General features: G+C 40.6%; 13 protein-coding genes. 8 read left to right on the top strand and 5 right to left on the bottom strand.

What is annotated here, in order from left to right:
- Positions 1–968: GGDEF domain-containing phosphodiesterase (locus L652_RS0114420; RefSeq protein ID WP_024603517.1), on the top strand; the 968-nt coding region annotated here is incomplete at its 5' end.
- On the opposite strand, the gene L652_RS1000000125490 is transcribed toward L652_RS0114420, so the two are convergent.
- Together L652_RS1000000125490 and yeiP are read right to left on the bottom strand one after the other, a co-directional pair.
- A complete protein-coding gene (locus tag L652_RS1000000125490) occupies positions 965–1,159 on the bottom strand; it encodes a hypothetical protein (protein WP_024596738.1) in 195 nt (64 codons plus the stop codon). The genes L652_RS0114420 and L652_RS1000000125490 overlap by 4 nt on opposite strands.
- Before the next feature lie 139 nt (positions 1,160–1,298).
- The gene (gene yeiP, locus L652_RS0114410) at positions 1,299–1,871 is read right to left on the bottom strand and encodes an elongation factor P-like protein YeiP (protein WP_002962153.1); all 573 of its coding nucleotides are present in this window, start codon (positions 1,869–1,871) and stop codon (positions 1,299–1,301) included.
- Positions 1,872–2,065: 194 nt separating this feature from the next.
- Between yeiP and L652_RS0114405 the strand changes: the two genes are divergently transcribed.
- Complete coding sequence (locus L652_RS0114405; protein ID WP_024596739.1) at positions 2,066–2,452, top strand: MmcQ/YjbR family DNA-binding protein; 387 nt, start codon at positions 2,066–2,068, stop codon at positions 2,450–2,452.
- A 42-nt stretch (positions 2,453–2,494) separates the two neighbouring features.
- On the opposite strand, the gene L652_RS0114400 is transcribed toward L652_RS0114405, so the two are convergent.
- The 3 genes from L652_RS0114400 to fadI all read right to left on the bottom strand — a co-directional run bounded on the left by L652_RS0114400 (position 2,495) and on the right by fadI (position 6,596).
- Positions 2,495–3,004, bottom strand: a complete 510-nt coding sequence (locus L652_RS0114400; RefSeq protein WP_024596740.1) for a GNAT family N-acetyltransferase — start codon at positions 3,002–3,004, stop codon at positions 2,495–2,497.
- A 74-nt stretch (positions 3,005–3,078) separates the two neighbouring features.
- Positions 3,079–5,286, bottom strand: coding sequence for a fatty acid oxidation complex subunit alpha FadJ (gene fadJ / locus L652_RS0114395; RefSeq protein WP_024596741.1), 2,208 nt, complete (start codon positions 5,284–5,286; stop codon positions 3,079–3,081).
- Positions 5,286–6,596 carry an acetyl-CoA C-acyltransferase FadI gene (gene fadI / locus L652_RS0114390; RefSeq protein WP_004335629.1) on the bottom strand — a complete coding sequence of 437 codons (1,311 nt, stop codon included), beginning with the start codon at positions 6,594–6,596 and terminating at the stop codon, positions 5,286–5,288. Before fadI ends, fadJ begins: the two co-directional genes overlap by 1 nt.
- A 306-nt stretch (positions 6,597–6,902) precedes the next feature.
- Here fadI and L652_RS0114385 point away from each other — a divergent pair, with 306 nt between their 5' ends.
- From L652_RS0114385 to L652_RS0114360, 6 genes are all read left to right on the top strand, one after another.
- A complete protein-coding gene (locus tag L652_RS0114385; protein WP_007377762.1) occupies positions 6,903–7,859 on the top strand; it encodes a MoxR family ATPase in 957 nt (318 codons plus the stop codon).
- A 3-nt stretch (positions 7,860–7,862) separates the two neighbouring features.
- Positions 7,863–8,807 carry a DUF58 domain-containing protein gene (locus L652_RS0114380; protein WP_004335626.1) on the top strand — a complete coding sequence of 315 codons (945 nt, stop codon included), beginning with the start codon at positions 7,863–7,865 and terminating at the stop codon, positions 8,805–8,807.
- Between the two features lie 2 nt (positions 8,808–8,809).
- Positions 8,810–9,244 (top strand): DUF4381 domain-containing protein, encoded by a 435-nt coding sequence (locus L652_RS0114375; protein ID WP_004335624.1) that lies wholly within the window; start codon positions 8,810–8,812, stop codon positions 9,242–9,244.
- Positions 9,237–10,223, top strand: a complete 987-nt coding sequence (locus L652_RS0114370; protein ID WP_024603516.1) for a VWA domain-containing protein — start codon at positions 9,237–9,239, stop codon at positions 10,221–10,223. Before L652_RS0114375 ends, L652_RS0114370 begins: the two co-directional genes overlap by 8 nt.
- The gene (locus tag L652_RS0114365; protein ID WP_024596743.1) at positions 10,223–12,145 is read left to right on the top strand and encodes a VWA domain-containing protein; all 1,923 of its coding nucleotides are present in this window, start codon (positions 10,223–10,225) and stop codon (positions 12,143–12,145) included. The genes L652_RS0114370 and L652_RS0114365 overlap by 1 nt, the downstream gene beginning before the upstream one ends.
- Positions 12,139–13,797 carry a BatD family protein gene (locus tag L652_RS0114360; protein WP_024596744.1) on the top strand — a complete coding sequence of 553 codons (1,659 nt, stop codon included), beginning with the start codon at positions 12,139–12,141 and terminating at the stop codon, positions 13,795–13,797. Before L652_RS0114365 ends, L652_RS0114360 begins: the two co-directional genes overlap by 7 nt.
- Positions 13,798–13,822 lie beyond the last annotated feature (25 nt).

The following is a 13,822-nucleotide window of genomic DNA, read 5'->3' as shown; positions in this document are numbered from 1 at the left end:
CAGGCCACGAACTGGCAATCACCTCAAGTGTAGGTATTGTATTATTCCCTGAAGACGGTAATACGCCTGAACTGCTTTTAAAAAATGCAGATACCGCCATGTATCATGCTAAAAAGAAAGGTAACAGCTACTTATTTTTTAACGACACGATGAACCGTCAAGCCGTTAAACGACTGCAAATTGAAAACCTCATGCGCTTTGGTTTAAAAGAAGACCATTTTGAAGTGTACTACCAACCAAAAATGAATATTCGCACAGGCAAGCTAACCGGAATGGAAGCGTTAGTGCGCTTTATTACACCCAAAAAAGGCATTATTAGCCCTGGTGTATTTATACCTATAGCCGAGGAAACGGGCCAAATAATTGAAATTGGTGAAGTGGTATTAAACAAAGCCTGCAGAGACGTAAAAGAATGGCTAGANGTAGCCGTTAACTTATCAGCAAAGCAATTTAGCCTCCCCGATTTAACCTCTCGTATTGACGTTATTTTGCAAAAAAACGAATTACCTTCATACTTTTTAGAGCTTGAAATAACAGAAGGTACTGTAATGGATGACCCTAAAGAAGCCATTGCAATTATGCGTTCGTTAAGTGCCCGAGGTATTCATTTAGCAATGGATGATTTTGGTACTGGTTATTCATCATTAGCGTATTTAAAGCAATTTCCGCTTAATACACTTAAAGTAGATAAAGCATTTATAGATGACATGACCAATGAACGTGGCCGTAATATGGTCGACTCAATAGTCACTATTGCACATAACCTTGATTTACATGTAGTGGCTGAAGGTGTAGAACAAGCCCATCAAATTGATATACTCAAAAAGCTTAATTGCGAAACAGTACAAGGTTATTATTATTCCAAGCCACTATCAAAAAGTGAATTTACTGAATTTTTAAAGCAGCAACAAACTAAAGCAGCCCCAAGCTTAATTAGAAAAAATAAAAATGTGGCGTCGATAAATTAAGGGCGCCATATACACGCATTTATTCCTACATTTCTAACTAAAGCGCGACGATAATGTAGATTAAACAAGCACCAGGCTACAGGTCCAAGTAAACCGCCTAAAATCAGCCATCGTTTAATTGGCATGCCTTTTTTAATGGTTTCTAAATACATTAAAGCTATAAATGTAATGCTTAGTAAAACTATAAACAAAGCTACCCCTTAAAGTTGCTCAAAAATACGGCGCTTATTCTAACGCTAACGTGATTAAATTTAAAGCAACAAATCCTCGCGCACAAAAAAGCCGAACCTGTTAAACACAGATTCGGCTTTTAAAATTATAATTTACGCGTTACTTTTCAGCACGACCCATAAATTTGTGTTCAACAGTATTAATACGGATACGGTCACCTGTTGAAATATGCTCTGGCACAGAAATATTTAAGCCAGTAGACATACGTGCAGGTTTTGAACGAGCACTTGCAGATGCACCTTTAATAGATGGGTCTGTTTCTTCAACAACAAGTTCAACACTTGATGGTAAATCAAGTCCTACTGGCGCGCCATCAATAACAATGACGTGTACGCCTTGCGTTTCTTCATTAACAAATAAAATTTCTTCGCTAATAGCATCTTTGTTTAAGTTGTAAGGCGTGTAATCTTCATTATCCATGAACACATACTCGTCGCCATCAATGTACGATAGCATTACTTCACGGCGTGTTAAATCAGCCAGCGTTAGCATGTCACTGTCTTTAAATGTTTCGTCAACTTTACCACCGGTTACCACATCGTATAAACGCATACGGTATAAACTACCACCAGCACGACCTTGCGGCACAGAGCGCACAATATCTTTTACAACTAAAACGCGGCCATTGAAGTCAATAGCAGTACCTTTTTTAACATCACTCGCCTTTGGCATGTGTGAATTCCTATTATTTTTTTGATTGGCAGAAACATACCACGAACTGGATTTTGTTCAACTAAAATTACGTTGGTTTTACGCTACATGTTGTATTAGCTTGTAAAATTTTAATTTATACTAAAATACATATAATCAAATGTGAAAAAAACTGCTATGGTAGCTTTACCGAGTATGACTTCAAGGAATGGATCATGGACCAGAAAAAAGTACATGAGTATTTAGTTAAAAAACCACTTGTTCAGGTTACAAAACCATTTGCGCAAGAGGTTGATGTATATAAAGTGAATCATAAAATGTTTGCGACTCTTGCTATTGGCAATGACGGTCAAACTAATGATGATGGTGAGGTTATTTGGTGGCTTAACTTAAAATGCGATCCTGATGAAGCAATATCATTGCGTGATACTTTCCCGGCAGTGATCCCTGGTTACCATATGAATAAACGCTTATGGAACACAGTAATTTTAGACGGCACAATTGCACAAAGTGAAATTGAGAGAATGATTGATAACTCATTTAATTTAGTCGTAGAAAATATGCCAGAAAAAGACCGCAAAGCTATCGCACTTCACTTGTAGCACTTTTTGGGCTAGGCTACTAGCCCATTAAAACCTTAAACCTTAAACCTTAAGCGTATAAATTAAATCGTCATATAACTTTTCGCCTATTGTATGCACTTTAAAAAGTGTATCGGTATGGGTTAAGCCACACTTACTAAGCACCTTTTCAGAACCAATATTGCCACGCGTTACGACAGCTTTAAACTGCCTAATACCACATTCTTTCCAAGCCCAATCAATCACAGCTCTTAAAGACTCTGTCGCGTAGCCTTTATTAAAATACTCTGGCAATAATAAATAACCAAGCTCTGCGGTTTCTCCGTCATAGGCAAAGCCTGTAACACCCACTGGTTGTTTTGTTTTATTATTAATAATGAGTAAGCACAGTGGGTGGCGTGATTTAGTATTCCACTTAGGTAAGCGTATCTCAAAGCGGTTTCTTATCAGTGACTCCATTGGCATATCAAAACAATACTTAAGGACTTGAGGATCGCGATGAAGCGCTAGAAAAAGAGGCCAATCAGATTCTTCCATTTGGTACATGCTCAATCTTTGTGTAAATAATGTCATTAAGCTCCTCATTTAAATATTAAAAATCATAAAAAAACCGCATCTAAATGCGGTTTTTATAAACAGTAGAAACTTTATTCTTTTGTTTCAATCTCTTTAGTAACTTCAGGCTCAGTGACACTTTGCTCTTGTGGCTCAGTGCTTTGTACTTCAGGAGCTACAACCTCAACAGTTGCTGTATTATAAAAAGTAGTACCAGAGCTTGCCATTGTTACCAGTGACTCACATGGAGCAAAGTTAGCATCGCTGTTAGCTAATGTAGACATATCAGAGCTTATTTTACTTGCGCCTAATTTATCCATATAGCTAAACGGGCCACCTAAAAATGGTGGGAAACCAATACCAAATATTGCACCAATGTCGCCATCACGAGGGCTTGCAATAATGCCATCATCTAAACAGCGTACTGCTTCGTTAAGCATTTTCGATACACATCGCTTAGCAATTTCGCTTTTGTTTAAACGTGGAGCTGGGGTAACACCCAATAGTTCGTAAACTGACTCATCAACCTTTTTGCCTTTTTTGTCGTATTCATAAAAACCACGACCCGACTTACGGCCAAGGCGTTTTGAATCAATCATACGCATAAATGCATCAGGGCCTTTAAAACGCTCACCTAATTCTTTTTCAAGAATTGGAGCAATTTTAGAGCCAATATCAATCCCTACTTCATCAAGTAGAGCCAGCGGTCCTACCGGAAAGCCAAACTCAACTAGGGCTGCATCAATCTTTTCAATTGGCTCACCCGCAAGCATTAAATTAGCAGCTTCGTTTAAGTAAGGCGCTAAAATACGGTTTACGTAAAAACCGGCCATGTCTTTTACAACAATTGGCGTTTTGCCTTGCTTACGTGCAAAGTTAACAACGCGAGCAATAGTCTCTTTAGATGTACCTTCGTGTGGAATAATTTCCACTAATGGCATTTTTTCTACTGGTGAAAAGTAATGTAAGCCAATTACATTTTCAGGACGTGCTGCCTGCGCTGCAATTTGCGAAATTGGTAATGATGACGTGTTACTAGCAAAAATTGTATTTTCTTGGCATTGCTGCTCTACGTCGGCAACCATACCTTGCTTAAGCGCAAGATCTTCAAACACAGCTTCTATTACTAAATCAATGTGTTTAAAGCCGCTGTAGTCTGTTGTACCTGTAATACGGTTCATTGTTAACTGCATATCAGCTTTAGACATAATACGGCGCTTAAGGCGCTTGTCTAAAATTTTGTAGGTGTAGCTCATTGCATTACTAATGCCCTGCTCTGCTACATCTTTAATACGTACCGGTACTTTAGCTTTAACAGCACTTACGTGCGCAATACCTGCGCCCATTAGTCCACCACCTAAAACAGCAGTTTTGCTAATTGCGGGTGCGTCATCATTGCGCCACTCTTTTTTCATTTCAGTGGTTGCAAAGAAAATACCGCGAAGCGCTTTCGATTCGTCACTCATTACAAGTGTTGCAAAGCTTTCAGCTTCTGTTTTATACGCTTTTAGCTCATCAAGCTCTACACTAGCACGCACAGCTTTAATAATAGCGAGTGGTGCTGGGTAGTGCCCGCCCGTTTTTTTAAGTACGTTTTCTTTAGCTTTTTTAAAGATAAAGTTACGGCCAAACGGGTTTGATTCTAGTAATTTACTAATATTGTCGAGCTTTGGCTCTTTTGCTTGTGGCTTTTTCTTAGTCGCAAATTCTTTTGCAACTTTTAGCAGCACACTGTGTGGTACACAGTCATCAAGCACGCCTGCTTTTTTAGCTTGCTTAGGGCGAATTTGTTTACCTGTTAGCATCCACTCAAGTGCTTTTTGAATACCAACAATTTTAGTTAAGCGCTGCGTACCGCCGCCACCTGGTAGTAAACCAAGTTGCACTTCTGGTAAGCCAATTTTTGTTAAATCGCTGTCGGTACCAACACGGTAGTCACACGCTAAAGCAAACTCTAAACCACCACCTAATGCAGCGCCATGAATCGCACTTACTGTTGTGTATGGCAGTTTTGTCATATCAAAAAATGCTTGATGGCATAGTTCGCTAATAGCTAAAGCATCATCACGCTTTTGAACGCTATCAAGCATTTTTACATCGGCGCCCGCGATAAAGTTATCGGTTTTTCCGCTTATAAATACCATGCCTTTTACATTTTGCGACTTAGCGTCTTCTAATAATGCTTTTAAGTCATCGGCAAAACTACTGCGCAGGGTATTCATTTTCTCCCCTGGCACATCAATCGTTACTACGGCAATTTTGTTTTCATCTACCGCTAAATTAAATACTGAATCAGTCATTACGCGCTCTCCAATACAAAGGCTGCACCTAAACCACCAGCAGCACACGCTGTTGTTAATGCCAAACCGCCACCACGACGTTTAAGCTCGTGTAAGCTTTGCGTAATTAAGCGTGCACCTGTTGCTGCAAATGGGTGACCATATGCTAAAGAGCCGCCGTTAACGTTAAACTTATCCATGTTAATTTCGCCAATTGCTTTGCTGCGACCTAAATGCTCTTGTGCAAATTTGTCTGAGGCAAACATTTTCATATTGGCAAGTGTTTGCGATGCAAACGCTTCGTGCATTTCAATTAAATCTAAATCAGCAAGCGTAATACCCGCTCTATCTAGTGCAATAGGCGTTGAATGAGCTGGGCCCATTAACATGTCTTTTTCTACGCCAATTGCCGAAAATGCAAAGCTACGTACGTAACCTAGTATTTCGTAGCCAAGTGCTTTTGCTTTGCTTTCGCTCATCATAAGTACGGCCGCTGCACCATCAGTTAATGGTGTTGCATTTGCTGCGGTAACAGTACCGTGCTGACGGTCAAACACCGGTTTAAGCTTTGCGTAGCCTTCAACCGTTGAATTTTTACGAATGTTGTTATCTTCTGAAATAAAGCTTTTATATGGCGGTAAATGCGCCGTCATTACTTCATCTTTTAACTTACCATCAGCCCATGCTTGCGTTGCAAGTGAGTGAGAACGATGCGCTAACGCATCTTGATCTTCACGGCTAATGTTGTGTGTTTTAGCCATTTGCTCAGCAGTTTGCCCCATTGAAAGGCCTGTTGAGTACTCTGCAACTGCAGGAGGCACTGGTAATAAGTCTTTTAAACGCAGTTTTGAAAATATTTTTAAACGTTGACCAAGCGTACGCGCTTTATTTAAATCAACTAAGCTGCCTGCTAGCTTTTTACTTACACCAATTGGCAATACTGATGACGAATCTGCGCCACCTGCAATACCTACACTTACAGATCCCGCCATAATAGACTCAGCTACATTAGCAATAGCCTGAAAGCTGGTAGCACATGCGCGCGATACAGAATATGCATCAACCGATACTGGCATACCTGTGCCCAATACAATTTCACGAGCAATATTTGGCGCTTCTGGCATTTGTACTACTTGACCAAATACAAGTTGATCAATTTCTGATTTGTTGAAATTTAATCTCTCAAGCATTTCGTTAACCACCAACTTACCCATATCAAGTGCAGGTACATGGTGAAACGCTGTTGCTTGCTTTGCAAAAGGTGTACGTAAGCCGCTAACTATGGCAATACGGTCGCCCTTTGGTGTTTTTAGTATATTTTGCTCAGACATTTATGCTCTCCCGCTGACAGGTCTGACCTGTTTGTTTTCCTCGATTCTAAACAACCCGTGTGCTAAAGCCAATAGAAAAACACAAATTTATATAAACAGTGTTTAATTACGACTATCACAATAGGCTTTTTTAGACGCATTTACAAAGTTTTGTGGTACGCTAAAATTCGTTAAAAAATAACGAACTATTTTAAAAAATACAGTCTAACTCTTGAGTTACCCAATTATAAACCTTATAAATAGGTCAGTATTTATCACCTAACACTATTAGGTACAAACCCAGCTGACGAGGACAGTCCACTTATTATGGCAGCTAACGCATTTTCACAATTAAAAACGTACTTAGATACACAAATCATTGGCCAGCCAGAGCTTACTCAAGCGCTACTTATTGCTATTTTAGCTGATGGTCACTTATTAGTAGAAGGCCCTCCTGGGCTTGCAAAAACACGTGCAGTTAATGCACTTGCTAAAGGCATTGAAGGCTCATTTCAGCGCGTACAGTTTACGCCAGATTTATTACCAGCTGATGTAACAGGTACCGATATTTACCGCCAACAAACTAGCGAGTTTGTATTTGAAAAAGGCCCTCTTTTTCACAACCTAATTTTAGCTGACGAAATTAATCGTGCACCAGCCAAAGTACAATCAGCACTATTAGAAGCCATGGCAGAGCGACAAGTTACCGTGGGTAAAAATACCTATCCGCTTAGCGAACTGTTTTTAGTTATGGCAACGCAAAACCCGCTAGAGCAAGAAGGGACTTACCCGTTACCAGAAGCCCAGCTGGATCGCTTTTTACTGCACCTAAGTATTGACTACCCTGGCGCAGAGCATGAGCTTGATATACTGCGTTTAACACGCGGCGAAGCGCTTAACGAGCAACAACCAGTAATGCAAAAAATTAGTCAAAGCGATTTATTTGCAGCTCGTAAAGAAATATTAGGCCTTTATTTAGCAGAGCCACTTGAGCAATATTTAGTACAACTTATTATTGCCACTCGTGAAGGCGCTAAATTAGACGCGCAACTAGGTAGCTGGATTGAGTTTGGTGCAAGTCCGCGTGCAACAATAGCACTTGATAAATGTGCTCGTGCTCATGCATGGCTTCAAGGCCGTGACTTTGTAGCACCTGATGATATTCAAGCTGTTGTGCATAACGTACTGCGTCATCGCATTATTTTAAGTTACGAAGCCCAAGCCGATGGCATTACTAAAGATCAAGTAATAAGCCGTATAGTTGAACTTGTAGCCGTACCATAAGTTATGCAAAAACAATTAGAAACCCAAGCATGGCTCAAACAGAGCCATAGCCACGGTGTTAATTTAGCACTCAAAGAGCTGATGTATTACAAAGCCAAAGCGCAATTGCTTGAACTTGCCCCTAAGGTAAAAATAAAAAACACCTTAACAGGGCAATACCTTGCACCGCACAAAGGCCGAGGAATGGAATTTGCCGAAGTGCGACATTATCAGCAAGGTGACGATATTCGCTCTATTGATTGGCGAGTTACTGCGCGTACCGGCGAGACTCACACAAAGCTCTTTCAAGAAGAAAAAGAGCGCCCTGTGTTTGTGTTCACTGATTTTTCTAACTCAATGCTGTTTGGCTCAAAGTTACTGTTAAAGTCGGTGCAAGCTGCGCATATAAGCGCTCTTGTTGCATGGTCGGCGTGTCAGCGCGGCGATAGAATTGGCGGTATTGTGTTTAATCAGCACTCGCATTTAGAGCTAAAACCCAGCGCCCGTGAAAAAGCCGTGCTTAAGCTTTGTCATAATTTATGCGACAACCACCAGCAAGCGCTTAACAATATTGATAAAACAGCCACTAACAACTTTAGCGATAACCTAAAGCGCCTTAACCATTTAGCAAAACCAGGCAGCTTAGTATATTTAGTGTCTGATTTTAATGCTCTGGATGATGCCAGCTTTAAGCAACTTGAAATATTAAGCCGCCACTGCGAGCTGATTGGTTGCCACATAAGCGATCCATTTGAGCATCAGTTACCTGCGTTTAAGCAAGCCGTTACCGTTAATGCAAATGGTCAAGACTTTGCCCTACCATTAATGGATAACAGCTTTAGAGAACGCTTTGCTAAAAATGCTGAGCAAGCATTTAGCGCGCGCTTTAATCGCCTAACTAAATCGGGTCTTAATTTAATATCATTCAATGCAGCAACACCGCTTGAGCTGCAATTAGTGAGAAAATAACCATGCAAACCAATCCACTCGATGGCCTGCACGATATAATAGCGCCAAGCCAAGTTAATTGGTGGCCACTCGCCCCTGCTTGGTGGGTTATTATTGCACTGCTGTTTTTAGCACTGTGCGCAGCTATTTATATATTTTATAAAAAACATAAATTTAAAAAGCCTAAACGCTACGCAATACAATTGAGCCAAAGTGAGCAAAACCCTCAGCAACTGCATATTATTTTAAAACGTTTAGTGATTGAATATTACGACAAGCGACTTGCTGCGCAATCTACCTCTAAATGGTGCACAACACTTAATACACTCACCGGTTTAAGCTTTACAGAACAAGAAATACTAAGCTTGTATAACCCCAGCCAAAAAGATACAACACTGTGCGAAAAATTTCGCCAAGGTATTAAGCAATTTAAAATAAAGGAGTCAGTAAATGTTTGAATTTAGCTGGCCATGGTTATTTTTATTACTACCCTTGCCTTTATTACTTTTACTATTAAAACCCGCTGCAAGTAATGCCAGTACGCGTTTACGTATACCCAGTTTTGCAAAGCACAATTTAACCAGCCAAAGCATTGAGCCACACGCACGACGTTTAAACCCTTTCGAGTGGATAATTTGGTTATTACTTGTTACTNCCGCTGCCAATCCAACATGGTTAGATGAGCCAATCTCATTACCAAATGAAGGACGCGATATAATGTTAGCGGTCGATTTATCAGGCTCGATGACCGAACAAGACATGGCTTATAATGGCCAATATGTTGACCGCCTCACCATGGTAAAAGCCGTACTCAGTGATTTTATAGAGCAACGTCAAGGCGACAGGCTTGGGCTGATATTATTTGGCGACACCGCGTTTTTACAAACCCCGCTCACCCGCGACGTTAAAACAGTAAGTAAAATGCTCAGCGAAGCGCAAATTGGTTTAGTGGGGCGCGCAACAGCCATTGGTGATGCATTGGGTCTTTCGGTAAAACGCTTTGCCAATAAAGATGAAAGTAACCGAATTGTGGTGCTGTTAACCGACGGACAAAATACCGCTGGTAATTTAAACCCAGAAGATGCCCTACTGCTAGCTCGCGAAGAAGGTATTAAAGTGTACACCATTGGTGTTGGCTCAGATAATCCGCGCGGCTTTAGTCTCTTTAATGTGGGAGGCTCTAGTGGCAGTAATTTAGATGAAAGATTACTTAAAAAGATTGCCGAGCAAACTGGCGGGTTATACTTTAGAGCCAAAGATGTAGCTGGCCTTCAACAAATTTACGCAGAGCTTGATAAGCTTGAACCTATTAGCGCTGATGAACAAACATTTCTCCCACAAAGCTCATTATTTTACTACCCATTACTTATCGCTATTTTACTTATTAGCTCAAAAGTAATGCTTAGTACACTGCGTGCATTAAAGGAGCCAAACTAATGGATTTTGAATTTATTCGCCCCGCTCTTTTATGGTTACTCATACCTGCTGTGGCATTATTTTTTGTTGCCTTAATTAAGCATAAAAAAACCACCAGTGAGCAGCTAATTGCACCACATTTAGCACAATTTATAATGAGCGAAGCAAACACTAAAGCCAGCCAGCCACTTTGGCTAGTTGCTTTGTTTTGCAGCCTTGGCATTTTATTTAGTGCTGGGCCTAGCTTTGAGAAAAAACAAGTTCCTGTATTTCAAAGTCAAAGTGCCCGTGTAATTGTTATGGATATGTCGTATTCAATGTACAGCACCGATATTTTACCAAATCGTTTAATGCAATCACGCTTTAAAGCACTTGATATGATTGAGCTATTTAAAGAAGGTGATACCGCGCTTGTAGCTTACGCAGGCACGGCCTATGTAATTTCACCACTAACAAACGATGCCACAACACTCAGTAATTTAATTCCAAGCTTAAGCCCTGAAATAATGCCAGACAAAGGCTCAAACGTTTTAGCGGGTCTTGATATGGCCAAAGAGCTATTAACACAAGCGGGTTATATTGATGGCGACATTATTTTAGTGACCGACGGTATTGACCAACAAGAACAAAGCGACGTTAGTAGCTTTACCAGTAACACCCAATATAGATTAAATATATATGGTGTAGGTACCGCTCAAGGCGCACCAATTAAGTTACCTGAAGGCGGCTTTTTGAAAGACAGATACGGCCAAATTGTAGTACCTACAATTAATGCCTCTCAGCTTAAAAATTTAGCATCAAGCAGCGGCGGTAAATTTGCTAGTTACCAACCTAGCAATAACGACATAAATACGTTTGCTCCAAATGCGCAGAGTGAATTATTGAAAGACGAAAAACAAAGCCACGCGCTTTGGCGAATAGATGCAGGTATTTACGGACTCTTGTTATTACTGCCATTTGGCTTGTATTTATTTAGACGCGCTGCCTTGTTGGGGGCTTTTTTAGCTTTTGGTTTTTTACCGCAGCAAAATGCGTATGCCGTAGAGCTCCCTACTCTTTTGCAAAATGCAGATCAACGTGCATTAGAGGCTTACAATAATAAAGAATACGATGCAGCAACACAGGCGCAATCGAGTGAGTTAAAAGGCGCGGCGCTATACCAGCAAGGTAATTTTGATGCTGCACTTAATGAGTTTAGTAATGATAAGTCGGCTACCGGTTTATACAACTACGGTAATGCCCTTGCCAAAGCTGGCAAACTTGAGGACGCAATTGAAGCGTACAAACAAGCCCAAACCTTACAAGATGACTTTACGCAAGCAGCCGATAACCAAGCCTTAGTTGAGCAATTACTAAATCAACAAGAGCAGCAAGATCAGCAAAGCGACGGCGACGACTCTCAAGACCAAGATGATAGTCAGAAAAAAGATGAGCAAAACCAAGGGCAAAATTCTGAACAGTCAAAACAGGATCAGCAACAAAATGGTGATAAAAGCGATTCTGAAAAAGGCGAAAACGAAAGTCAAAGCTCAAGCGATGAAAAATCAGATAAAGAGTCTGAACAATCAAAAGATCAACAAGGTGAGCCTAGCGAGCAATCAGATAAGCAAAATGAGCCTGATATGCAAGCCCAGCCACAAAGCGAACAAGGGCAAAATAAAGACGCTGACCAGCCTAAAGAGGATGAGCAGCAACAAAGTAAGCCACAAGCAATAAGTGAGCAACCTGCCACTGATGAGCAAAAACAAAATGCTCAGCAACAAGCGATGCAAGCCCAAGCAAGTGAGCTCACTAATGAAGAAAAAGAAAAAGCACAACAGCTTAATCAACTACTTAGAAAAGTCCCGGACGATCCGGCTATTTTATTACGGAATAAAATGCAATTAGAAGCCCAAAAAAGACAATACAAACGTCGCCCTACAGGAGTCGAAAAATCATGGTAATGCGATTATTTTGCTGTTTATTGCTATTAAGTGCGATGCCTTCGTGGGCTGCCACCAAATTAGAAGCCAGCGTAGATAAAAACCCTGTATTAGCGGGTGAATTTTTTATGCTTAATATATCGGTAGACGATACAGTTAAAGGCGAGCAACCAGACACCTCATCGCTGTTAAAAGACTTTGTTGTAGGCCCAACAAGCTTAAGCTCTCGTACCAACATTATTAATGGCAGCATTAATAAACAAACTACGTGGTCAGTTAAACTAATGACCCGTACAGAGGGTGATTACACGATACCAGCATTTAGCGTTGCAGGGTTAACCTCACAACCTATTAAGTTAAAAGTGGCAAAACGCTCAGTTGATGCAGATAAAAATAACGAAATATTTTTAAAAACGTCGCTCTCGAGTAATTCATTATTTGTGCAAGAAGCCGGTGTTTACACTGTTAAGCTCTACCTTGCCAAAGAACTGCTTGATGGCAGCTTAAGCACACCAAGTATGGAGGATGCTCAGCTAACCCAATTAGGTAAACAAACTGAGAGTTATGAGCTAGTTGATGGCAAACGCTACCTTGTTATTACTCGTGAGTATTTGATTCAGCCACAAAAAAGTGGTGCCTACACGATTGCAGGCCCTGCGTTTCAAGGGCGAGTACAGCAAAATTACCGCCAACTGGAGGTATCTGCTCTTGGCGATGATCAGCAAGTAGAAATAAAACCGATCCCGAGTGACTATAAAGGTGCATGGTTACCAAGCGAATTGGTTAACCTTGATGAAGAATGGCAACCTAACGACAACACAGTAGAAGTAGGTACGCCTATCACTCGTACTATTACACTTACCGCGCTTGGAGTTACAAAAGAGCAATTACCTGAAATCTCTATGCCTACTATTGATGGCATACGCAGCTACCCTGATAAAAAAGAAAATAACAATGCAGTGCGAGACGGACGCGTTGTGTCGCAGCAAACGGCATCATATGCCTTACTGCCGCAAAAACCAGGTACTTATACTTTGCCTGAAATAAAGCTGCCTTGGTTTAATACCAAAATGAACCGTATTAGCTTAGCCACATTACCAAAGCGTACTATTACAGTAACGCCAAGCGCTACCGCGCCTAATACAGCCATAGCAAACCCACAACCCAGCACAAATAATTCATCTACTCTTGAAAATATTTCGAATCAAGCAACTGGCACACAACCTATTGAAACTAAAAGTGATACTCCTCTTTGGTTAATAGTTGTTGCCGCTTTAGGGTATATTTTATGGATTGGTACTGTAATTTTTTACTTAATAAGCCGTTCTACTAAAAATACGACTGAAAAATTACAGCTAAACACCCGTGGTACTTCTCAGCCAAGCTTAAATGAGCTTAAAGCATTAGCCAAAACACACGATGTGAAAGCCTTTTACACCGCATTAAATAACTTTTCTGTAAAGGTGACCCATAAAAATGTTGGCGCGATTGATGAGCTCTGCATCCACGTAAACAGCAGCGAGCTTAACGGTCTCATTAGCCAATTGCAGGCACAACTTTATAGTAATAAAGGCGCAAACACGGATCTTAATGCTATTATTAAAATTCTTGAGATCTATCAAACTCAGGCATCAAAGTCGCAACAAGCTGTATTAAAAGACCTTTATGATTAATAACTACGAACCTTAGGTCTTTTTT

Origin of the sequence: Pseudoalteromonas sp. TB25 (assembly GCF_000497995.1) — a bacterium.
GTDB classification, from domain to species: Bacteria; Pseudomonadota; Gammaproteobacteria; order Enterobacterales; family Alteromonadaceae; genus Pseudoalteromonas; species Pseudoalteromonas distincta.
The sequence above is the reverse complement of the archived record's forward strand: the minus strand, read 5'-3'. Positions and strand labels throughout refer to the sequence as shown.